19 protein-coding genes, 1 tRNA gene and 1 pseudogene are annotated in these 21,043 nt (G+C 69.6%); 14 read left to right on the top strand and 7 right to left on the bottom strand.

The window, feature by feature from the left end; translation table 11 throughout:
• Window positions 1-108 precede the first annotated feature (108 nt).
• The 4 genes from D1832_RS12700 to D1832_RS12685 all read left to right on the top strand — a co-directional run bounded on the left by D1832_RS12700 (window position 109) and on the right by D1832_RS12685 (window position 1,725).
• Window positions 109-528 (top strand): type II secretion system F family protein, encoded by a 420-nt coding sequence (locus D1832_RS12700; protein WP_129664893.1) that lies wholly within the window; start codon window positions 109-111, stop codon window positions 526-528.
• A 96-nt stretch (window positions 529-624) separates the two neighbouring features.
• Window positions 625-837, top strand: a complete 213-nt coding sequence (locus tag D1832_RS12695; protein ID WP_052947104.1) for a DUF4244 domain-containing protein — start codon at window positions 625-627, stop codon at window positions 835-837.
• A gap of 61 nt (window positions 838-898) precedes the next feature.
• Window positions 899-1,255, top strand: a complete 357-nt coding sequence (locus D1832_RS12690) for a TadE family type IV pilus minor pilin (RefSeq protein ID WP_147362705.1) — start codon at window positions 899-901, stop codon at window positions 1,253-1,255.
• A gap of 71 nt (window positions 1,256-1,326) precedes the next feature.
• Entirely contained in the window at window positions 1,327-1,725 is a 399-nt protein-coding gene (locus D1832_RS12685; RefSeq protein WP_147362704.1) for an Rv3654c family TadE-like protein, read from the top strand.
• Window positions 1,726-1,837: 112 nt separating this feature from the next.
• Here the strand turns inward: D1832_RS12685 and D1832_RS12680 are convergent, their stop codons facing one another.
• A complete protein-coding gene (locus D1832_RS12680) occupies window positions 1,838-4,255 on the bottom strand; it encodes a DEAD/DEAH box helicase (RefSeq protein WP_118914502.1) in 2,418 nt (805 codons plus the stop codon).
• Window positions 4,256-4,393: 138 nt separating this feature from the next.
• Here D1832_RS12680 and D1832_RS12675 point away from each other — a divergent pair, with 138 nt between their 5' ends.
• Window positions 4,394-4,720 (top strand): STAS domain-containing protein, encoded by a 327-nt coding sequence (locus D1832_RS12675; protein ID WP_118914544.1) that lies wholly within the window; start codon window positions 4,394-4,396, stop codon window positions 4,718-4,720.
• Between the two features lie 44 nt (window positions 4,721-4,764).
• Window positions 4,765-6,285: a DUF7059 domain-containing protein gene (locus D1832_RS12670; RefSeq protein WP_118914500.1), complete on the top strand. Its 1,521-nt coding sequence runs from the start codon at window positions 4,765-4,767 to the stop codon at window positions 6,283-6,285.
• An 84-nt stretch (window positions 6,286-6,369) separates the two neighbouring features.
• Here D1832_RS12670 and D1832_RS12665 read toward each other — a convergent pair whose 3' ends face one another.
• Window positions 6,370-7,014: a hypothetical protein gene (locus D1832_RS12665; protein ID WP_118914499.1), complete on the bottom strand. Its 645-nt coding sequence runs from the start codon at window positions 7,012-7,014 to the stop codon at window positions 6,370-6,372.
• 216 nt (window positions 7,015-7,230) lie between these two features.
• Entirely contained in the window at window positions 7,231-8,046 is an 816-nt protein-coding gene (locus tag D1832_RS12660) for a dioxygenase family protein (RefSeq protein ID WP_118914497.1), read from the bottom strand.
• A gap of 175 nt (window positions 8,047-8,221) precedes the next feature.
• Here D1832_RS12660 and topA point away from each other — a divergent pair, with 175 nt between their 5' ends.
• Window positions 8,222-11,047, top strand: a complete 2,826-nt coding sequence (gene topA, locus D1832_RS12655; protein ID WP_118914495.1) for a type I DNA topoisomerase — start codon at window positions 8,222-8,224, stop codon at window positions 11,045-11,047.
• 72 nt (window positions 11,048-11,119) lie between these two features.
• Here topA and D1832_RS12650 read toward each other — a convergent pair whose 3' ends face one another.
• Window positions 11,120-11,680, bottom strand: a complete 561-nt coding sequence (locus D1832_RS12650; protein ID WP_047312481.1) for a dienelactone hydrolase family protein — start codon at window positions 11,678-11,680, stop codon at window positions 11,120-11,122.
• Between the two features lie 303 nt (window positions 11,681-11,983).
• On the opposite strand from D1832_RS12650, the gene D1832_RS12645 reads away from it, so the two are divergent.
• The 7 genes and pseudogenes from D1832_RS12645 (at window position 11,984) to D1832_RS12615 (ending at window position 17,803) form a co-directional block, all read left to right on the top strand.
• Window positions 11,984-12,307: a hypothetical protein gene (locus tag D1832_RS12645; protein WP_147362703.1), complete on the top strand. Its 324-nt coding sequence runs from the start codon at window positions 11,984-11,986 to the stop codon at window positions 12,305-12,307.
• 188 nt (window positions 12,308-12,495) lie between these two features.
• On the top strand, window positions 12,496-13,101 hold the full coding sequence (locus D1832_RS12640; RefSeq protein ID WP_147362702.1) for a hypothetical protein: 606 nt from the start codon (window positions 12,496-12,498) through the stop codon (window positions 13,099-13,101).
• Window positions 13,102-13,154: 53 nt separating this feature from the next.
• Window positions 13,155-13,946 (top strand): MerR family transcriptional regulator, encoded by a 792-nt coding sequence (locus D1832_RS12635; RefSeq protein ID WP_118914490.1) that lies wholly within the window; start codon window positions 13,155-13,157, stop codon window positions 13,944-13,946.
• 194 nt (window positions 13,947-14,140) lie between these two features.
• Window positions 14,141-14,842, top strand: a complete 702-nt coding sequence (gene tmk, locus D1832_RS12630) for a dTMP kinase (protein ID WP_118914488.1) — start codon at window positions 14,141-14,143, stop codon at window positions 14,840-14,842.
• A pseudogene (locus tag D1832_RS12625) lies at window positions 14,839-16,022 on the top strand (DNA polymerase III subunit delta'). Before tmk ends, D1832_RS12625 begins: the two are co-directional and overlap by 4 nt.
• Before the next feature lie 17 nt (window positions 16,023-16,039).
• Window positions 16,040-17,593: an alpha/beta hydrolase gene (locus D1832_RS12620; RefSeq protein ID WP_118914487.1), complete on the top strand. Its 1,554-nt coding sequence runs from the start codon at window positions 16,040-16,042 to the stop codon at window positions 17,591-17,593.
• Between the two features lie 136 nt (window positions 17,594-17,729).
• Window positions 17,730-17,803: transfer RNA gene (locus tag D1832_RS12615), tRNA-Thr, on the top strand.
• A 79-nt stretch (window positions 17,804-17,882) separates the two neighbouring features.
• Here the strand turns inward: D1832_RS12615 and D1832_RS12610 are convergent.
• The 3 genes from D1832_RS12610 to D1832_RS12600 form a co-directional block, all read right to left on the bottom strand.
• Window positions 17,883-18,536 carry a LysE family translocator gene (locus D1832_RS12610; protein WP_118914485.1) on the bottom strand — a complete coding sequence of 218 codons (654 nt, stop codon included), beginning with the start codon at window positions 18,534-18,536 and terminating at the stop codon, window positions 17,883-17,885.
• A gap of 19 nt (window positions 18,537-18,555) precedes the next feature.
• The gene (locus tag D1832_RS12605; protein ID WP_118914483.1) at window positions 18,556-19,101 is read right to left on the bottom strand and encodes a helix-turn-helix domain-containing protein; all 546 of its coding nucleotides are present in this window, start codon (window positions 19,099-19,101) and stop codon (window positions 18,556-18,558) included.
• 155 nt (window positions 19,102-19,256) lie between these two features.
• The gene (locus D1832_RS12600; protein WP_118914481.1) at window positions 19,257-20,975 is read right to left on the bottom strand and encodes an AMP-binding protein; all 1,719 of its coding nucleotides are present in this window, start codon (window positions 20,973-20,975) and stop codon (window positions 19,257-19,259) included.
• Window positions 20,976-21,043: the final 68 nt, after the last annotated feature.

The following is a 21,043-nucleotide window of genomic DNA, read 5'->3' as shown; positions in this document are numbered from 1 at the left end:
CTGGTTGTTCTCGCCGTTGGCGTCTGGCCCGCTCGGCCCCTGACCGAACGTGCCTTCGGTGCATCCCGACGGGAGGCGAAGCAACGCGACACGGTCGAGGAGTCGCCGATGGTCGTCGCCCACGCGATGGACCTGCTCGCCCTGGCGCTCGCGGGTGGAGCCCCCACCGTCGCAGCCCTCGAAGCCGTGTCCGCGGCAACCGGGCCGGGCGTCCGCGAGCCGCTGGCCCGTGTGGCTGCCGCGATGCGCTGGGGCGTCGACGGAGACGGTGCCTGGGCCGGCGCCTCCTCAGCCTGGCGTCCGGCCGCAGGAGCCTTCGCGCTCGCTGCTCGGGCGGGAGCTCCGCCGTCCACGCTTCTGCGGCGGGCCGCTGATGACCTGCGCGTCGGCGAGAGCGAGCGCATCGCTGTCGCCGGAGCGAAGGCCGGAGTCCGCATCGTCCTGCCGCTCGGTTTGTGTTTCCTGCCCGCCTTCGTCCTGCTCACCGTCGTCCCCCTCGTCATGGGTCTCGTCGAACCCCTCGGCTGACACCTGGCATCAGCCACCCCCCGAACCCCGCCGGAACCCCGGCGGCGCGCCCTCCGGCGCACCACTCGAAAGAACTCAACCCCTGAGGAGATCGCCATGATCGCTGTGACCCGTCGTACCCGTAACGCCCTGCTGCGCCGCTGGCAAGCGGCCGCCGAACGCGCCGAGGCCGGCATGTCCACGGCCGAGTACGCGGTGGGCACCATCGCCGCGGTTGCTTTCGCGGCCGTGCTCATCGCCGTCGTGAAGTCCGCGACCGTGCGCTCGGCCCTCGAGGGCATCATCTCGTCGGCACTCTCGACCCGCTGACGTGACGATGACACGAGCGCGCCGCAGGCACGGAACGCACGAACGTGACGGCGAATCGGGCATGGCAACAGCCGAATTCGCCGTGGCCTTGCCTGCGGTTGCGCTCGTGCTCGCCTTCGTCGTCGGTCTTGCCCAGTTGCTGCTGCTGCACCATCGGGCGTGGCATGCCGCGTCCGTGGGCGCGAGGGTTGCCGCCCGGGCCGAGAGCGACGATGCCGTGCGCGCGGCCATCCGCCAGAGCGGTGTCTCCGGAGCCACGTCGATCACGCGGAGCTCGCAATGGGTGCGCGTGGCCGTCTCCGTTCCCGCTCCACGCGGGTTCGGGTGGGCGCTCGGCGACATCACCGCCGGCGCGGTGGCTGCCGCAGAACGCGGGGACGAGGGTGACGCTGCGAACAGCTCGGGAGGCTCGCCGTGACCGGGCGGTCCGCGCGGGGTCGCACGCGTCCACTGCGGGCTCGTGAACGCTGGTTGAGCCGACTCGGCCGGGTGCGAGACGGTCACGTCGGGGGAGGTCAGGGATCTCCGAAGGCCCGGAACGACAGCGGCTCGGTCACGGTGACGATGCTTGGCGTCATCGTCGTGCTCGTCCTGCTCGCCGGTGTGATCGTCACGTACGCGCGCACCGCGATCGACACCGAGCGCACCCGCCTCGCGGCCGATCAGGCAGCACTCGCCGCGGCCAGTGTGCTGCTCGGCTCGTCGGCGCAACCGGGGTCGTCGCCCTGCGCCCTGGCCGCCACGACGGCCGAGCGCAACGGTGCGCGCGTCACGTCGTGTGTCGTGCGCTCGACGTCGGTGCAGGTCGCGGTCACGCGCGCCGCGCCGCTCGGACGCGAAGCACGCGGTCTCGCCCGCGCCGGCGCCCCCGAGGGGCGTGGACCATGACGGGCGCAGCGAATCGACGCCAAGGTGTGAGTTTCGGCCCGGTGTGTGACCGCGCCGCTCACAGATCGGACCAGAGCTCACATCCTGCGTCGAGCACGGGGCCAGCCACGCGTCAGTTGGCCGGGTCGTCGTAGGCGTCGCGCAACAGCAGGTCGAGCAGAGCGATCGCACCGTGCTTGTCGAGGGGGCTGTTGCCGTTGCCGCACTTCGGCGATTGGATGCACGCCGGGCAGCCCGACTCGCACGCGCACGTCTCGATCGCTTCCTTCGTCGCCGTCAGCCACTCCGTAGCTCGCGCGTAGGCGCGCTCGGCGAAGCCCGACCCTCCGGGCAGGGCGTCGTAGACGACGACCGTCGGCATGTCCGTGTCCGGATGCAGCGCCGTCGAGACGCCGCCGATATCCCACCGATCACCCTGCGCCACGAGCGAGATGAGGCCGATCGAGCAGTGCTCGGCGGCGTGAAGGGCCCCCGGGGCCACATCGGGGGTGATGCCTGCATCGGCGAGCTCGTCCTCGGGCAGGGTCCACCACACGCCCTTCGTCACGAGGGTGCGCTCCGGCAGATCGAGCGGGTGCTCGCCTATCACCTCACCCGACGGCAGACGCCGCAGGAAGGACGTGACGCGCGTCGTCACCCGGACGTCGCCGTAGTGCAGTGTCGCAGCGCCCCACGCACGGCTGGCGCTCGAGCCGATGATGTCGAACGCGCTGACGGAGCGAGCGGCCGTCGACCAACCGGGGTTGCCGCGCACGACGTGCGCGCTGCCGTCCTCGAGGTCCAACTCCGTGGAGACGTACGAGACGCCCTGGTGCACGTAGACCGCGCCCTTGAAGACGCTCGAGTGCGCCCGTTCGCCGTCGACCGTTCCGAGCACTCGGCCGGTGCGCGATTCGACGATGCGCACGTCGTCGCCACCCTCGCCGCGCAGCGACACGTGGTCGCCGGGGCGGTCGTCGCGGGCCCAGTACCAACCGGTCGGGCGCCGCCGCAGGACGGCGCGCTCCACGAGCGAGTCGACGAGCGGCCACATACCCGGCCCGAAGAGGGCCTCGTCGTCCTCGGTGAGAGGCAACTCGGCGGCCGCGCACGCGAGTTGCGGAGCGAGGACGTACGGGTTCGTCGGGTCCATCACGGTGGCCTCCACCGGTCGGCCGAAAAACACGTCGGGGTGGTGGACGAGGTAGGTGTCGAGCGGGTCGTCGGCGGCCACGAACAGGGCCAGGGCGTCGCGCCCCGACCGTCCGGCCCGGCCCGCCTGCTGGTGCAACGACGCCACGGTGCCCGGCCAGCCGGCGAGGAGCACGGCGTCGAGCCCGCTGACGTCGATGCCGAGTTCGAGCGCGCTCGTCGCGGCGATGCCCCGCAACGTTCCCGTGCGCAGTCCGCGCTCGAGGGCGCGGCGCTCCTCGGGCAGGTATCCGCCGCGGTACGCAGCCACGACGGATTCGTCGAGCCCCTCGTTCCACAGCCGCTGACGGGCCATGTCGGCCACCACCTCGACGCCGACCCGCGAGCGCGCGAAGGCGAGCGTCTGTACCCCGGAACCGACGAGCGCGCCGAAGAGGTCACCGGTCTCTGCCACGGCGCTGCGGCGGCCGAGATCGTCCGTGACGTCGGCTGAGGAATCGGCGGGGTCATCCGAGCCGCGAGCTCCGTCGAGCGCTGCCGAAACCTCGTGCTCGGCCCTCGCGCCCGGCGGCGGCCCGGGCTCCCACAGGCCGAACGTCAGCGCCGGGCGCGGCGAGCCGTCGTCCGTGACGGCGGTGATGTCGAGCCCCGTGAGCGCGCGAGCGTGCCTGGCAGGGTCGGCTGCTGTCGCCGAGGCGAGCACGAACGTCGGCTCGGCCCCGTAGCGGGCCGCGATACGCCGCAGCCGTCGCAGCACGCCGGCCGTGTGCGCCCCGAATACACCTCGGTAGATGTGGCATTCGTCGATGACGACGAGCCGCAACGAGCGCCAGAACATCGACCACCGTTCGTGCGCGGGCAGCATCGAGTGATGGAGCAGGTCAGGGTTGGTGAGGATGACGTTCGCGTGGTCGCGGATCCAACGTCGTTCGTCGGGAGGCGTGTCACCGTCGAGGGTGGCCAGGCGCGCGCCCGGCACGGCCAAGGCTTCGAGGCGGGTGCGCTGATCGGCCGCCAGCGCCTTCGTCGGCGACAGGTAGAGACTCGTCGCGCCGCGCAGCGAGGCGAACATCGAGGCGGACACCGGGTCGAGCGCACCGGTGGCGGCGGACAGCATCGGCACCTGGTAGGCGAGGGACTTTCCCGACGCAGTGCCCGTCGCGACGACGACGTGCTCACCGGCCATCACCCGAGCGATGGCCTCACTCTGGTGCGACCAGAGTTCGTGGATTCCGGTGCCCTCGAAAGTCGACCGCACGAGAGCCGGAACAGAGTCCGGCCACGGCGCCGTCACGGCCTCGCGAGCGGGCCGTCGACGTACGTGACGCAACTTCCCGGTGCCCTGCCCGGCGAGGATGTCGAGCATTTGATCCGGGGAGCGCCGGGCGTCGTACGTCATCGCGAGCGTCCCTCCCCAGGGCCCAGAAGCGGTGCCGGGCGTTGACTTTCGGTGGCCAGATGACAAACTAACGCTCGACGCACCCCTGCCAGACCACGACCGAACAGGAGGGTCGCGCACGTGGACCTCAAGGTGAACATGCATCGCGAAGGTGACGTGGTCGTCGTTGCCTTCGACGGTGAGGTCGACGTGTACACGGCACCCACGGTGCGTGACGCGATCTCGAAGGTACTCGCGGCCGGACACCACAACATCGTGGCCGACCTGCGTGACGTGGGCTTCCTCGACTCCACCGGCCTCGGCGTCCTCGTGGGACGTCTGAAAGCCGTCCGCCTGCTCGAGGGACAGATGCGCGTCGTCATCACCAACCCCCACGTGCTGCGCAACTTCAAGATCACCGGCCTCGACAACATCTTCGCCATCGACCCGGACGTCGATTCGTCGGTCGCCGCCATCTCGGCCTGAGCCGCGCCGCGCTCGACCGGAGACGGCAACGCCATACTGGGGGCATGTCTTCCCGGATGCCCGTCCCCGACGCAGAAGCCACCGACCTCGTCGAAGCGCTGAGAGACGACCTCGTCGTCGCCGATTACACCGTCGAGCACGTCGCAGAGCTTCTCGGCCCGGGCGCGTCCGCCGCGTTGCACCGGGAGCAGCCTCTTCCCGTGCGTCGTGCCCTCGCAGGCAGCGACGACCCGGTGGCCACGATGGTCCGCTTCTTCACCCTCGGCGAGACTCACACCCTCGACGCTCTCGACGCGGCCTTCCCGTCGCTACGGGCCAAGGGACTCGAACGTCTCGGTCTCGCGGTTCCGGCAGACTCCGGGCTGCGCTCCGCCGTCGACCTGCGCCCCTACGGCGACGAGAACTCCTCGTGGTGGCTCGCCTCCGACCTGTCGGAGCTCGCGACGGGCAGCGTCCTCGCCACCGATCACGTGCTCGGCATCGGCGGTGCGTCCACGACGCTCGCACGTTGGACCCCGCGCCGAGAGGTGGCCGCTGCTCTCGACCTCGGCACTGGCTGCGGCGTCCAGGCCGTTCACCTCGCGGGGCACGTGCAGCACATCGTCGCCACCGACCTCGCGACGCGCGCCCTCGACTTCGTTCGTTTCAACGCCGCCCTCAACCGCCTGCCGCTCGAAGTGCTCGCCGGCTCGATGCTCGAGCCCGTCGCGGGCCGCCGCTTCGACCTCGTCGTGAGCAACCCGCCCTTCGTCATCACGCCACGCGCCGAGGGCATGCCCGGCTACGAGTACCGCGACGGTGGCGCTGTCGGTGACGCCGTCATCCGCGACCTCGTGCGTTCCGTGGGTGATCACCTCGAGCCCGGCGGTATCGCACAATTCCTCGGTAACTGGGAGATGCGCGAAGGCCACGGGTTCGAGCAGGTCTGGACCGAATGGCTCGAGGGCACCGGACTCGACGCGTGGGTCGTCCAGCGCGAGGTTCAGGATCCGTTCGAGTACGCCGAACTGTGGGCCCGTGACGGCGGCGCCGGCGTCAACTCACCTGAGTACGGTGCCATGTACGCGGCGTGGCTCGACGACTTCGCCGCGCGGGGTGTCGAGAGCATCGGATTCGGCATCGTGACGCTGCAGCGGCCCGAGTCCGAGCGCGATCCCTTCGTCGACCTCATGGACGAGCGCGGCCCGGTGGCATCGGCCATGGGCCCGACGATCGACGCCGGGCTGCGAGCCCGCTCCTGGCTCGCCCAGACGAGCGACGACGACCTCCTCGACGGCACGTGGCAGGCCGCACCCGACGTCACCGAGGAGCGCCACACGAAGCCGGGCGCGGACGACCCGAGCGTCATCATGATCCGTCAGGGCGGTGGGCTGGGCCTCTCGATCCAGGCCGACACCGTGCTCGCGGCGTTCCTGTCGGTCTGTGACGGCTCGATGAGCGCCCGCACCGCGCTCGTCGCCATCGCCTCACTCGTCGGTGTGCCGGACGACGAGGTCATCGCCGGGACGCTGCCGTTGCTGCGCCGGCTCATCGCCAACGGGATGCTCGAACGCGTGGAAGGCTGACCGGCCGCGCCGAGAGCCCGCAGGACGAGCGACGGCCCCGCCCCTCGATGTGAGGAGCGGGGCCGTCGGCCGTGCTTGAGGTGATCAGTCGACCGAGACCTTGACCGACTTCTCGGCGATCTGGGCGCCGTTCTTCTTGTAGGTCACCTTGTAGTCACCCGAGACGCGCATCGGGACGTAGACGGCGACCGTGGCGCTGTCCCCGTTGTTGAGGTTGCTCGACGGGAGCGACTTCGTCTGCGACTGCTGACCGTTCGAGACGGTGTAGCTGTACGTGGCGCCCTTCTCGTACTTCGTGGCCAACGTGACCCACAGCTGCTGACCCTTGTAATCGGCCGTGATGTCCTCGTGGTCGGAGCCGCAGAAGCGGGCCGTGCCGTTGTAGGCGATGTCCTTGATGGCGCAGGCGCGGACGGCGTTCGTCGAGGCGTAGTTGCCGAGCTCGCTCGACGAGAGACGCTTCGACGACGAGGAGCCTTCAGAGCTCGGGCTGTCAGAGGAGCTGGGGCTCTCGGACGACTCTTCCGACGACTCCTCGGAGCTCGGGCTCTCGGTGGAGCTGGGGCTCTCCGACGACTCTTCCGACGAGCTGGGCGACTCGCTCGACGACTGGGACTGAGTGGACGAGCCGGAGCTCGACTCGCCCTCGGAACCGACGTTCATCGTGCAGCCGGAAAGGCCGACTGCAGCAGCGAAGGTGAGCGGCAGTGCCTTGCGAATGAGTGACATGGGATTCCTCCTTGTGGGCGGTGTCAACTGCTCTTGTGACGGAGCCCAGAGGCGTTCGGTTCCATGTTTTTCCAGGCGTTCACCCTGCACCTCGGAAAAAGTTCTGAATCCCCTGGACATCTGAGAAGAACAGTACGTCCTCTCGGGTGCCCCTGGCGTGGTTTGCCACCCAATGTTCTTGCGGAAGTTCGAGGTTGGTCGCCCACCCGCCGCACCTCAGTCGAGCTGCCAGCTCCGCTTGCTCAGCCCGTGCCAGAAGCCGTCGATGCTCGTGCGTGATGTGGCGCTCGCGGCTCCGTCGGGGTTCGCCGCGCCGAGGGCGACGTAGAGCGGTGCCCAGTGCTCGGTGCGCGGGTGCGCCTCGTGAGCAGCCGGGGCCTTGTGGATGAAGTCGAACAACGCGTCGAGGTCGCCGCTCGCCATCGTCTCCGCAGCCCAGTGGTCGAACTCGACGGACGGCGAGGGGGCGGGCGAATCCGCCACGGGGTTGAACCACGACAGGTTGTGCGTCGTGAACCCCGAACCGACGACCAGGGTGCCCTCGTCACGCAACGGCGCGAGCTTGCGCCCGAGCTCGAAGAGCTCACGCGGGTCGAGCGTGGGCATCGACATCTGCAGGACGGGAACGTCGGCGTCGGGGAACATCTCGACGAGCGGCACGTAGGCGCCGTGGTCGAGGCCGCGCGAGGTGTCCTGGTAGATCGGGGTGTCGGGCGTGCCGAGGAGGCGCGCCACGGATTCGGCGAGCTCCGGCGCCGCAGGCGCGTCGTAGGTGACCTCGTAGTACTTCTGCGGAAAGCCCCAGAAGTCGTAGACGAGGGGTGCACCGGTCGTCGAGGAGACTGTGACGGGGGCGTTCTCCCAGTGCGCCGACACCATGAGGATCTGCTTCGGCTTGGTGAACGCGCCTGACCACGAAGCCAGTTCGCGAGTCCACGTCGCGTCGTCGGCGAGCGGGGGAGCACCGTGGCTCAGGTAGAGAACGGGCGGTCGTGAGTCGGACGAGGGCGGCGTGGCCACGGGCGATGTCATGACGGTGCAACACCGTTGAGCGTTCAACTGTTCCACCCTCAGGCAGGGAACGGCGTGTCGTCCGGGCGATCGGCCTGTTCGGGCACTCGGAGGCGTCGGGTACGGTCATAGCGATCGCACTGGGGCGGCGCCGACGAATCCGGCGCCCGCGCGATCGACAGCAAAGGAGCAACACGTGTCGTCAGGCCGCAAACTCGTCATCGTCGAGTCGCCGAACAAGGTCAAGAACATCGCCGCGTACCTGGGGGACGAGTACGTCGTCGACGCCAGCGTCGGTCACATTCGTGATCTGCCCACGCCGAGCGAACTCCCGGCCGACATGAAGAAGGGGCCGTACGGCAAGTTCGCCGTCGACGTCGACAACGGCTTCGACGCGTACTACGTCGTCGACGCGGACAAGAAGAAGAAGGTGGCCGAGCTCAAACGGGCCCTCAAGGACGCCGACGAGCTCTACCTCGCCACCGATGAGGACCGCGAGGGCGAGGCCATCGCGTGGCACCTGTACGAGACGCTGAAGCCGAAGGTGCCCGTCAAGCGCATGGTGTTCCACGAGATCACCAAGGAAGCCATCCAGCGTGCCGCCAACAACACGCGCGACCTCGACATGCAGATGGTCAACGCGCAGGAGACGCGCCGCATCCTCGACCGCCTCTACGGCTACGAGGTCTCGCCGGTGCTGTGGCGCAAGGTGCGCCGCGGGCTGTCGGCCGGTCGTGTGCAGTCGGTCGCGACGCGCATGGTCGTCGAGCGTGAGCGCGAGCGCATGGCGTTCCGCGCAGCGTCCTACTGGGACGTCGAGGGCGAGTTCGAGGCCAAGGCCGGCCAGTCGTTCGTCGCCAAGCTCAGCTCCGTCGACGGCGAGCGCGTGGCCTCCGGCCGCGACTTCGGTGACGACGGTGTGCTCAAGAGCAAGGGCGTGCGCCACCTCGACGGCGCTGCCGCCGAGAAGATCGCAGAGTCGACGCGTTCGTCGCACGCGAGCGTTTCCGCCGTCAGCGAGAAGCCGTACTCACGCAAGCCGAGCGCGCCGTTCATCACCTCGACGCTGCAGCAGGAGGCGAGCCGCAAGCTGCGCCTCGGCTCGAAGGACACGATGCGTGTCGCGCAGCGCCTCTACGAGAACGGCTACATCACCTATATGCGTACCGACTCGGTGACGCTGTCGGAGTCGGCCATCAGCGCTGCGCGCCAGCAGGCACGCGACCTGTACGGCGCCGAGTACGTGCCGGACGCGCCGCGTCGCTACGCGGGCAAGGCAAAGAACGCGCAGGAGGCCCACGAGGCGATCCGTCCCGCGGGTGACCGCTTCCGCACGCCGGCGCAGGTGGCCGGCCAGCTGCGCGGCACCGAGTTCGCGCTCTACGAACTCATCTGGAAGCGCACCGTCGCCTCGCAGATGGCTGACGCCAAGGGCTCGACGGCTTCGGTGAAGCTCACCGTGCCGGTCGAGAGCTCCGGCGTGGCCAAGCAGGCCGAGTACTCGGCCAGCGGCACCGTCATCACCTTCCGCGGCTTCCTCGCCGCGTACGAGGAGGGTCGCGACGCCGACCGTTACTCCAACGACGACTCGGAGCGTCGCCTGCCGAAGCTCTCCGAGGGCGTTTCCCTCGACGTGCTGCGCGCCGAAGCGCTCGGCCACGAGACGTCGCCGCCGGCTCGTTTCACCGAGGCCACGCTCGTCAAGGCGCTCGAGGAGCGCGGCATCGGCCGCCCCTCGACGTACGCCGCCACCGTCGGCACGATCCAGGACCGCGGTTACGTGCGAACGCGCGGCAGTGCGCTCATCCCGACGTGGCTCGCGTTCGCCGTCACGAACCTGCTCGAGACGCACTTCCCGAGCCTCGTCGACTACGACTTCACCGCCTCGATGGAGGAGGGCCTCGACCGCATCGCCGCCGGTGACGAGGAGCGCGCCCGCTGGCTGTCGCGCTTTTACTTCGGTGACGAAGGCGCATCGGCCGAGGGCCTGCGTCAGCTCGTCGATGACCTCGGCGAGATCGACGCCCGTGGCATCTCGACCATTCCGATCGGTGAGGGCTACGTCGTGCGCGTCGGCCGTTATGGGCCGTACGTCGAGCAGGACGTGCCCGAGGGCGTCGACCCGGCCACGGGCGAGGTCAAGGACGGTGCGGACGCGCAGGCCGCTGCGTCGGCGACGCCGCGCCGCGCGTCGATCACCGACGAGATCGCGCCGGACGAGATGACGCCGGCGAAGATCCGCGAACTGCTCGAAGCGGCCGACGATGACGGTCGCGTGCTCGGACAGGACCCGGAGACGGGCCGCGACATCGTCGCGAAGGCCGGTCGTTACGGCCCGTACGTCACGGAGGTGCTGGCCGACGAGGCCCCCGCCGCCGACGAGAAGCCGAAGAAGAAGGCTGCCAAGCCGAAGCCGCGCACGGCGTCGCTGTTCAAGGACATGGATCTCGCGACGATCGACCTCGAGACCGCGCTCAAGCTTCTCTCGCTGCCGCGCGTCGTCGGCGTCGTCGAGGAGAAGAAGACGGCCGAGGACGGCACGGAGAAGACCGAGAAGGTCGAGATCACCGCGCAGAACGGCCGGTACGGCCCGTACCTCAAGAAGGGCACCGACAGCCGTTCGCTCGAGACGGAGTCGCAGCTGTTCTCCATCACGCTCGAGGAGGCCGAGGCGATCTACGCCCAGCCGAAGCAGCGTGGGCGTGCGGCCGCGAAGCCGCCGCTCAAGGAGTTCGGCGCCGACCCTGCGTCGGGCAAGCCGGTCGTCGTCAAGGACGGTCGCTTCGGTGAGTACGTCACCGACGGCGAGACCAACGCGACGCTGCGCAAGGACGACGACGTCGAGACCCTGACGGCCGAGCGGGCTTTCGAACTGCTCGCCGAGAAGCGGGCGAAGGGGCCGACGACGCGCAAGAAGGCAGCGAAGAAGTCGACCAAGAAGACCGCCAAGAAGACGACGGCGAAGACGGCCACGAAGAAGACGGCCGCCAAGAGCACGTCGAAGACGGCCAAGAAGGCCTGAACCGAACGTCACGACGAAGAGGTCGCCTCCCCGCTCGGGGAGGCGACCTCTTCGTTCGCTCTGACGGAAGGTTCAGCCGTTGAGCAGCGCGGCGATGCGTTCGAGCGAGGTACGGGTGGCGTCAGCGTCGCCGTCCGGGGTGCCGGCGTCGGTGAACAAGTGACCGCGGCCGGGCACGACGATGTCTTCGAAGGACGCCCCCGAGGCCTCCACCGCGTCACGCAGCGCCGCAACGTCGGGTTCGTCGATCCAGTGGTCCTCGGCGTAGCGGTGCACCTGCACGGGCACACCGTTCCACTCACCCTGGGGCGGAGCCACGCTGTGCAGGAGGAGAGCGGCGCGGGCGTCGGGCCGTTTGGCAGCGAAAGCCTGTGCGAAGAACGCTCCGAGGGAGAAGCCGCCGAGAACGGCGTCCTCAGGCAGCCCGTCGAGGTAGCCCTTTGCCCGCTTCATCAGCGTGGGAACACCGACCTCGTCGCGGTAGGCAATGCCGTCGCGTTCGGAGTCGAAGACGTGGCCGTCGTAGTAATCGGGGGTCTCGACGGTGTGCCCGAGGTCGCGCAGGTCGGCAGCGAACTCGTGGACGGCCGAGCGCAAGCCGAGTGCGGAGTGCAGGAGCAGGACGTGTGCCATGCGTTCACCGTGGCACATTCGGGCACCGCACAGGCGGATGTGACAGAACGAGGCGCATGGACACCGGGGAACGAACCGAGACGGCGGGCGCCACGCGCAGGGCCGATCTTCTGCTCGCCGGAGCGGCTGCCGCCGCTGCGGTCGGGTGGGGCGTCGTGGCCGTGACGGTCGTGGGCTTCACCCTCGGCACGGACTTCGGCCTCGGCACTCAGGCTGACGGGCGCTTTTCCGGGGGGCGAACTCGCCCGCTCGGCGCTGTGGGTCGCCGTGCCTTGCGCACTGGTGGCGTGGGTTCTCGGATTCGTGTCGCTCCGCTCCACCCGCGGTGCGAGCGCGGGCGGACGCGTGTTGTCGATGGTGCTCTGGACGGCGGCGAGCCCGGTCATCTGCGCGCTCGTGTTCACCGGGTGGCTCGCGACCGGATCGTCAGACGGAGGAGGCCTCACGGCGATCGGTCTCGGGATCGGAATGAGTGCTGCTGGGGTGGCGATGTGGTGCGTCACCCTCGCACCGCTCGTCGTCGCGTTGGTGGTCCGGGGATTGCTGCGTCGTCACCCCGTCACGCAGGAGGAGCCCGGTACCGACCCGTCATCTCCCCAGACAACCGGGGCGACAGCAGGCCCCTGAGCGTCCGGTCGAATGGCTCCGATTGGCATCGTCTTCCGGCGAGGCGTTCGGATGGCTCGGCTGCGCTCGGGGCGGACGGTGGCGTCCCCTCCGACGTGCGTGTCTGAACGAGCCGCGGCGGCTGTTCGTCACCGAACCGTTGTGGAAACGCACTCGTTCGGCCTTCGTCGCCGGTGAACAATGTCGCCGTGGGAACGGGAACGAAGACCGAGCAGCAGACTGCTCGCACGGCGCCGCTGAGTGCCGACCTGACGAAGGCGGCCGCCATCGGTGTCGGCACCGTGGCGGCGAGCAGCGTCGTCGGGGTGCTGTGGCTCCTCGTCGTCCTCCTGGCGGGGCAAGCGGGGGCGTTCGGCGACGGCCCGTCGGGTGACGGCTGGAGCGCCGGCGCGGTCTTCATCGCTGCGGCCTGGATCTTCGGCGTGCATGCCCTCGCCGCAACGGGCCTGGCGCTGGTGGCGCTTCGGCGTTCGGCCGGGTTGTCGCTCGGCGACCGTGTCACGGCGTGCCAGCTGTGGTGCGCGCTGAGTCCCGTCGTCTGGACGCTCGTGTCGGTGGTTCGCCTCGGCCTCCGGGACGGCGCGTGGTCCGCGGCCCTCATGTTCGGTGTCATCGGAACGATCGGCGGCATCATGCTGTGGTTCTTCGTGCTCGCACCGATCTTTCTTCACGCCATCGCCAAGCCACTCCTGCGGCGCGATGCCGCGACCGGCGTGACGCCTCCCAGCTACCGGGGGTCGGTCTACGGCCTCGACGAGCAGGCTGAGGACGCCGAGATCGGCTGGGCGCAGTGACTTTCCGCGCCCGTGTTTGACCCTCACGCTGCGTGAGGCGGTGGGGTGGTGACATGACCGACGACCTGTTGACGGTGGGCCAAGTGGCCGAACGCTTCGGCATCACGGTGCGCACCCTGCACCACTACGACGCGATCGGCCTCGTCACGCCGAGCGAGCGCAGTTGGGCCGACTACCGGCTGTACTCGCCGGGCGACGTGCAACGTCTCGCCCGCGTCGTTTTGCTGCGGCGTCTCGAGATGCCACTGGCGGACATCGGCGCCGTGTTGGCGGACGACGATGCGCTCACCGAGCAGCTTCGCCGACGCAGGGAGGCGGTCATCGCCAGGCTCGACGAGCTGAACGGGCTCGTGCGGGCCATCGACACCGCACTGACGAGGGAGGAACCGATGAGTGACTACGCCATCACCGAAGGCGAGATGAAGGAGATCTTCGGCACCGGCTACGACGAGAGCTACGACGCGGAAGCCGAGGCCCGCTGGGGCGAGACCGACGCGTACAAGGAGTCGCAGCGCCGCGCGAAGTCGTACACGAAGGAACAGTGGGTTCGCATCAAGGCCGAGGGCGACGCCGTCGTGGAGCGGTTCGCGCAGGCCAAGCGTGACGGCGCGGAACCGGGCTCCGAGCAGGCGGACGCCGCGGTCCAGGCGCACCGCGACCACATCGAGACGTGGTTCAACGACGTCCCGCTGCCGATGCTGCGCGGCATGGGTGAGATGTTCAGCGCTGACCCGCGGTTCGCGAAGACCTACGACGACGTCGAGCCCGACCTCGCGCCGTACGTCACCTCGGTGATCACGGCCTACTGCGCCAAGCGGGGTGTGGACGAGACGTGCGGTTCGTGAATTTCCCGGGCGCGGGGTGAGGGCGGACCTCCGCCGGCGTCGGGTGCGGGCGGGGCGCGGCGGCACCTTGCGTCCCCGTAGCGGGGTGGCTGAGGTGCCGACGGGGCCGTCAGGCGCGTTGTGTCCTGACGTGTCGGGCCGCCGCGACCGAGCGGCGATCCGGCGTTGTCCGTGCGCCTCGGTAGGGTGTGCGCATGGCTGACGACGTGCGTGACGAGGAACTGCTCGCTTCCGTGCCCGGCGCGGCCTGCGAGGGTGTCAGTGGCAGCGCACGCGCAGGTCTTTTCGTCACGTTCGAAGGCGGCGACGGCGCCGGCAAGACGACGCAGATCGCGCTCGCCCAGGCCTGGCTCGAGGAGCAGGGCCACGCCGTCGTCACGACGCGCGAGCCGGGCGGCACCGAACTCGGAGTCGCGATCCGGCAGCTCATCCTCCACGGCGACCACGTCGCGCCCCGCGCCGAGGCGCTGCTCTACGCGGCCGACCGGGCCCACCACGTCGAGACACTCGTGCGCCCGGCGCTGGAACGCGGCGACGTCGTCCTGCAGGATCGCTACATCGACTCGTCCATCGCCTACCAGGGCGCGGGCCGCGCGCTCGACGCCGCCGACATCGAGTCCATCTCACGCTGGGCGACCACGGGCCTCACACCCGACCTCACGGTGCTGCTCGACGTCGACCCGGCTGACGGCCGCGCCCGCCGTGGTGGCCGCGGCGGCGAAGACCGGCTCGAACGCGAGGCTGACGACTTTCACGCGCGCGTGCGCGAACACTTCCTCGCACTCGCCGCTCGCGACGGGGAGCGTTACCTCGTCCTCGACGCTTCGCTGCCGCGTGAGGACATCGCAGCTGCGGTTCGCACCCGACTCGAACAGACCTTGGCGGCGCGTCGATGAGCGTGCAGGCGCCCGAGGTGCGCTCCGTTCCCGGCATTGGCGAAGGCGTGTGGCGTGACCTCGTCGGTCAAGACGACGCCGTCCGCACGCTCTCGAAAGCGATCGCGACCCGCGCCGCATGACGCACGCGTGGCTCCTCACCGGCCCGCCCGGCTCGGGGCGCTCCAACGCGGCCCGCGCGTTCGCCGCCGCGCTCGAGTGCCCACATGGCGGGTGTGGTGAGTGCCGCGAATGCCGCACCACGTTCGACGGTTCTCACGCCGACGTCCAGATCGTCTCGACGAAGGGGCTGACGATCCAGGTCCGCGAGGCCCGCGATCTGGCGCTCGCGGCACAGTCGTCGCCGTCGGTGGGGCGCTGGCGCGTCATCGTCATCGAGGACGCCGACCGCCTCACCGAACGCGCCGCCGACGCCCTGCTCAAGGCCCTCGAGGAGCCTGTGCCGCGCACCGTCTGGCTGCTGTGTGCGCCGAGCGTCGAGGACGTCATCGTCACGATCCGCAGCCGGTCTCGTCACGTGCGCCTGCGCATACCTCCGGTCGAAGCCGTGGCCGAACTTCTCGTGCGCCGCGACGGAGTCGACGTGGCCATGGCCACGTACGCGGCCCGCGCCGCGCAGTCGCACATCGGCATCGCTCGCCGACTCGCGCGTGACGAAGGCGCTCGGATCCGCCGACGGGAGACCCTCCTGCTCGCCCTGTCCATCCGCGGGCTCGGTGACGCACTCAAGGCCGCCGCCGACCTCGCGTCGATCGCCGAGGACGAATCCGGCGCGTCGTCGGGGGAGCGCAACGCCCAGGAGAAAGCGAAGCTGCTCGAGCAGTTGGGCGCCGACACGTCGGCGAGAACTCAACCCCCGCACGTGCGTTCGGCGATCAATCAGCTCGAGAAGGAGCAGAAGACGCGGGCCACGCGATTCGCGCGTGACGTCGTCGACCGTGCCCTCATCGACCTCGCCTCGATGTACCGCGACGCCATGGTCGTGCGCTGGGGCAAGCCGGTCGACCTCGTCAACGCCGACATCGTCGGTGAGGTCGAACAGCTCGCGCGGGCGCTGACACCCGAGCAACTGCTGCTCGCCCTCGACGCCATCGCCACCGCACGCGAACGCATCGCCGCCAATGTGCCACCCCTTCTCGCGCTCGAAGCCATGTGCATCGCGCTCGAACTTCCCCTGTGATGCCCCAAGGAGACCCCATGACCCGACGCGCCACCCCCCGCTCACTGCGCACGGCCCTCGCGGCGGCTGCTGCACTGACGCTGGTGGCCGGCTGCAGCTCGTCGTCGTCGCACTCCGAGGCAACCGGGGCGGGCAGTGCCACCACGTCGGCGTCGAAGGCTGGGCCCGCTCCGTCGGGTCTGCAGTCGTTCTACTCCCAGAAGCTCGAGTGGGAGAAGTGCGACGAGGGTGAGTGCGCGAAACTGCGCGTGCCCATCGACTACGCCAAGCCGAACGGTGCCACGATCGAGATCGCGGTCAACCGCCAGAAAGCCACCGGCACGAAGAAGGGGTCGCTCGTCGTCAACCCGGGTGGACCCGGCGCCTCGGGTGTCGACTATGCCGCGGCCGCCGACAGCATCGTCAGTGCGGGCGTGCGCGAGAGCTTCGACGTCGTGGGCTTCGACCCGCGGGGCGTTCAGCGTTCGGCGGCCATCACGTGCGTCGGCGACGCCGAGCTCGACGATCTTCTCGGTGCCGATCCGTCACCCGACAACGCGGCAGAGCAGAAGGAACTGCTCGCCGCCGACAAGTCCTTCGCCGACGCCTGCAAGAAGAACGCCGGCCCGCTGCTCGGCCACGTCTCCACCGAGGAGGCGGCCAAGGACATGGACGTTCTGCGCGCGGCCCTCGGCGAGGACAAGCTCGACTACCTCGGAAAGTCGTACGGAACGTTCCTCGGAGCCTCCTACGCCGAGCAGTTCCCGAAGAAGGTCGGGCGCATGGTGCTCGACGGCGTGCTGCCGCCCGACCTCACGATGGCCGAGCTCAACGCCGGACAGGCCAAGGGATTCGAAACGGCACTGGACGCCTACCTCGCCTCCTGCACGAAGGAATCCGACTGCCCGCTCGGTTCGGAACCGGCGGCCGGCAAGAAGAAACTCCAGGAGTTCCTCGTGGGCCTCGACGACAAGACCGTTCGCGCCGAGGGTGACTCGCGCATCGATCGACTCACCGAGGGGTGGGCCGTCAACGGCATCGCCGCGGGCCTCTACGACGAGGCCAGCTGGCCGGGCCTGACGGATGCGTTGCGCGGGGCGATGAACGGTGACGGGACGCTCCTGCTCGCCTCGGGCAAGCAGTACGCCGAGCGCAACGACGACGGCACCTACAACGGCAACATCATGCAGGTCATCAACGCTGTCACCTGCCTCGACCGCCCGGCCCCGACGGGCGGCGTCGCGACGTACGAAAAGGAAACGAAGGCGCTCGCCAAGGACGCCCCGACCTGGGGCTCGCAGCTCGCCTGGGCCGGCGCCATCTGCGCGGACTGGCCGGTCAAGGCCACGGGTGAGGCCAAGCCGGTCAAGGCGGCGGGCTCCGGACCGATCGTCGTCGTCGGCACGACCCGCGACCCGGCCACACCGTACGAGTGGAGCGAACGCCTCGAGAAGCAGCTCGAGAACGGGCGTCTCGTGAGCTACGACGGTGACGGTCACACGGCCTACGGCCGCGGCTCCGAGTGCGTCGACTCGGCCATCGACTCCTACTTGCTCGAAGGTAAGAACCTTCCGGAGAAGACCACCTGCTGAGGGTTGTCCTCACGCTTTTTTCGCGACACCCGTTCGACGGGTGGGCGAGCGCGTGGAGGGCCCCCGCAATTCGCGTTCGCCTGCGTCCTCGTGTAATGTCTAGCCTCGCTGCCGGAGATTCTCCGAGCCCAGCGGTGCCGCTTTAGCTCAGTCGGCCAGAGCGTCTCACTCGTAATGAGAAGGTCGTCGGTTCGATTCCGACAAGCGGCTCAGCGCACGAAAGCCTCCAGGTCTCACCTGGGGGCTTTCGTCATGTCGGGGCAACCGCCTCCGTCCGCTGCGGCGAAGCTCACGCCTTCGCGGCGAGCGAGACGCCGATGACGGTGAACACGCCACCCACCGCGCCGTCGATGCGGCGGGCTGCGCGGCGATAGCCGTTCGCGACGCGTTCGCCGGACGCAATCCACGCGAGGCTCGCGAACCACGCGAACGCGACGCCGACGATGGTGGCGAAGACCTCGAGCTGGGCGAGCAACGGCGAACCGTGCGGCACGATCGAGGCGAGCAGGGCGCCGAAGAAGACGAGGGCCTTCGGGTTGGCGACGTTCGTCACGAGGCCGATGCGGTACGCCTTCCACACGCTGCGGGTCGCGAGGGGTGCTGACGCAGCGGCCGCATTGGCTGCGGGAGTCTCGCCGTCGTCATTGTTGCTGCTGCGGCGCAGGCTCCACAGGATGCGCAGGCCGTACCCGATGAGGAACGCCGCGCCCAGGTAACGCACGACCTTGTAGGCGGCCTCGTACTGGGCGAAGACCACGGCGAGGCCGGTGAGGGCGAGCACGACCCACAGGGCGATGCCGGTCGTCACGCCGGCGGCGACGAACAAACCTTTACGGCGACCCGAGGTTGCCGAGGTGCGCATGACGGCGAGGAAGTCGGGCCCGGGGGAGGCGACGGCGACGATCCAGGCCGACAGCAGGGTGAGCCAGGTGGCGAGGGACAAGGGTGCTCCTTCTGGGTGATCAGCCGAGCGTGGGCGTGGCGAAGACGAAGTGCATGTCGGCACCCTCGGGGCCGGCGATGTAGCGGTGGGGGGCGTCCCCGGGGAACGCGACGAGGTCGCCGGGCTCCAGATCAACGGGGGCGTCCGTGGGGCCGGCCTGCAGCGAGCCGCTCACGAGGATGATGTGTTCGACCGTGCCGGGGGTGTGCGGCACGCCGTCGAATACGTCGCCGGGCGGCATGTGCAGACGCCAGATCTCGAGGCTGCGGCCTCCGCCGACGCGAGCGAGGAACTGGCGGCTGAACTCCTCGTGCGGCACCGGCTCGGCCCGCACCACGGTGACCTGGCCGGTGGGCTGAACCGTCAGCAGGTCGGTGAGCGGGACGCCGAGGGCTCGCGCCAGGGCGTCGAGCGTGTCGAGCGTGGGGTTGCCGCGCCCCGCCTCGAGGTTCGACAGGGTGCCCTTGCCGAGGTCAGCGCGTCGCGCGAGCTCGGTGAGGGAGAACCCTCGCTGCTCGCGGCGCAGCTTGATCTGCGCTCCGACGCGTTCGCTGAGGTAGGCCATGCGTTCACTGTAGCGAACGTTACGTTCGACGGATAGTGCGATTTGTGTGTGAGGGATCTCGTCGCGGGGCGCGTTGGCACCTCAGTCGGCGCCCGACATGAAGCGGCCCTCCCACGAGCCGTCTTCGTGGCCCGGGGAGGGTCGCCGCAGCGCCGTCAGCCGCGCAGGCTGGGGAAGTCCTCGTCGCGGAACTCGCCCTCGGGCCGCTCGTCGGCGTCGGCCAGCTCGTTCTCGCGGCCGCGCAGTTCGACGCGTCGGATCTTGCCCGAGATCGTCTTCGGGAGTTCGGCGAACTCGAGGCGACGCACGCGTTGCCACGGCGCTAGGCGCTCGCGGGCGAACGCGAAGATGCTCTCCGCCGTCGCCTCGTCACCCTCCTGCCCGTCGACGAGGACGAGGTAAGCCTTCGGTACGGCGAGGCGGACGGCGTCGGGGGCCGGCACGATGGCTGCCTCGGCGACGGCCGGGTGTTCGATGAGCACCGACTCCAACTCGAACGGGCTGATCTTGTAGTCGCTCGCCTTGAACACGTCGTCGGTGCGCCCGACGTAGCTGATGTAGCCCTCGTCGTCGATCGTCGCCACATCACCCGTGTGGTAGAAACCGCCCTCCATCGCCTCGGCGTTGCGCTTCTCGTCGCCGAGGTAGCCGGTCATGAGCGAGAGCGGCCGGTCGGACAGGTCGAGGCAGATCTCACCCTCGCCGGCGCCTTCGACGCGCTCACCCGTCATTGGGTCGACGATGACGACCGGGATGCCCGGCAGCGCCCGGCCGATGGACGCCGGCTTCACCGTGGAGCCGGGGGTGTTGCCGACGGACGCCGTCATCTCGGTCTGGCCGTAGCCGTCGCGGATCGTGAGACCCCACGCCTTCTCCACGCGGGAGATGACCTCCGGGTTGAGCGGCTCGCCCGCGCCGATGAGTTCGCGCAGCGATCCCTTGCCGCCCGAGAGGTCGGCGTTGATGAGCATGCGCCACACCGTCGGCGGGGCGCAGAACGTCGTCACCTCGCGGCTGCGCAGCTGCTCCAGCAGGGCGCCGGGGGAGAAGCGCGTGTAGTTGTGGACGAAGATCGTCGCCTCCGCGATCCACGGCGCGAAGAAGCACGACCACGCGTGCTTGGCCCACCCCGGACTGGAGATGTTGAGGTGCACGTCGCCCGGTTCGAGACCGAGCCAGTACATCGTCGACAGGTGACCCAGCGGGTACGACGACTGCGTGTGCTCGACGAGCTTCGGCCGGCTCGTCGTGCCGGACGTGAAGTAGTAGAGCAGCGGGTCGCTCGGCGCGGTGCCCGGGTGCTCGAGCGGGGTGGCGCCCTCGACGTTCGCGTAGGTGGCGCGCATGTCCTGCCAGCCGTCGCTCTCGCCGACGGAGATGCGCGTGTACGTGCCGGGCACGGAGGAGAACTTGTCGGTGTCCGCAGCGTTCGCGATGACGTGCTTGACGCCGCCGCGCTCGATGCGGTCGACGAGATCGTTCGGCCCGACGGCGGTCGTCGTCGGCATGATGATGGCGCCGAGCTTCATCGTGGCGAGCATGATGTCCCACAACTCCACCTGGTTGCCCAGCATGACGATGACGGGATCGCCGCGCGTGACGCCCTGCTCGGCGAGCCACGCACCCACCGCGTCGGAGCGGCGCGCCATCTCGTCGAACGTCACCTCCTGTGAGGAGTCGTCCTCCTCGACGATGACGAGCGCCTTCGCGTCCTTGCCGCGCGCAACGACGTCGAACCAGTCGTGGGCCCAGTTGAACCGGTCGCCCAGGTCGGGCCACGTGAAGGAGGCGACGGCCTCATCGTGCTTGCCGCGCAGGGCGAGCAGCTCGTCGCGAGCCTGGCGGTAACGGGTGGTGGCTACGTTCTCGCTCATGTGCGGCACCTTGCCAAAGCGGGTGGGGGTTACGGGCGAGTAAGAGTCAGTGCGCGTGAGGTGGGTCA

Source organism: Dermacoccus abyssi (assembly GCF_003515945.1).
Classification (GTDB): Bacteria; Actinomycetota; Actinomycetes; order Actinomycetales; family Dermatophilaceae; genus Dermacoccus; species Dermacoccus abyssi.
Note: the sequence above shows the minus strand (reverse complement) of the source record. Positions and strands in the feature narration are given on the sequence as shown.

Coding starts and splice junctions, on each gene's coding strand:
- D1832_RS12665 (WP_118914499.1), bottom strand. CDS start 7,014: ATGTCACTCATTCGCAAGGCACTGCCGCTCACCTTCGCTGCTGCAGTC.
- tmk (WP_118914488.1), top strand. CDS start 14,141: ATGGCTGACGACGTGCGTGACGAGGAACTGCTCGCTTCCGTGCCCGGC.
- D1832_RS12700 (WP_129664893.1), top strand. CDS start 109: ATGGTCGTCGCCCACGCGATGGACCTGCTCGCCCTGGCGCTCGCGGGT.
- D1832_RS12660 (WP_118914497.1), bottom strand. CDS start 8,046: ATGACATCGCCCGTGGCCACGCCGCCCTCGTCCGACTCACGACCGCCC.
- D1832_RS12680 (WP_118914502.1), bottom strand. CDS start 4,255: ATGACGTACGACGCCCGGCGCTCCCCGGATCAAATGCTCGACATCCTC.
- D1832_RS12670 (WP_118914500.1), top strand. CDS start 4,765: ATGTCTTCCCGGATGCCCGTCCCCGACGCAGAAGCCACCGACCTCGTC.
- D1832_RS12600 (WP_118914481.1), bottom strand. CDS start 20,975: ATGAGCGAGAACGTAGCCACCACCCGTTACCGCCAGGCTCGCGACGAG.
- D1832_RS12690 (WP_147362705.1), top strand. CDS start 899: ATGGCAACAGCCGAATTCGCCGTGGCCTTGCCTGCGGTTGCGCTCGTG.
- D1832_RS12695 (WP_052947104.1), top strand. CDS start 625: ATGATCGCTGTGACCCGTCGTACCCGTAACGCCCTGCTGCGCCGCTGG.
- D1832_RS12620 (WP_118914487.1), top strand. CDS start 16,040: ATGACCCGACGCGCCACCCCCCGCTCACTGCGCACGGCCCTCGCGGCG.
- D1832_RS12635 (WP_118914490.1), top strand. CDS start 13,155: ATGACCGACGACCTGTTGACGGTGGGCCAAGTGGCCGAACGCTTCGGC.
- D1832_RS12650 (WP_047312481.1), bottom strand. CDS start 11,680: ATGGCACACGTCCTGCTCCTGCACTCCGCACTCGGCTTGCGCTCGGCC.
- D1832_RS12675 (WP_118914544.1), top strand. CDS start 4,394: ATGCATCGCGAAGGTGACGTGGTCGTCGTTGCCTTCGACGGTGAGGTC.
- D1832_RS12605 (WP_118914483.1), bottom strand. CDS start 19,101: ATGGCCTACCTCAGCGAACGCGTCGGAGCGCAGATCAAGCTGCGCCGC.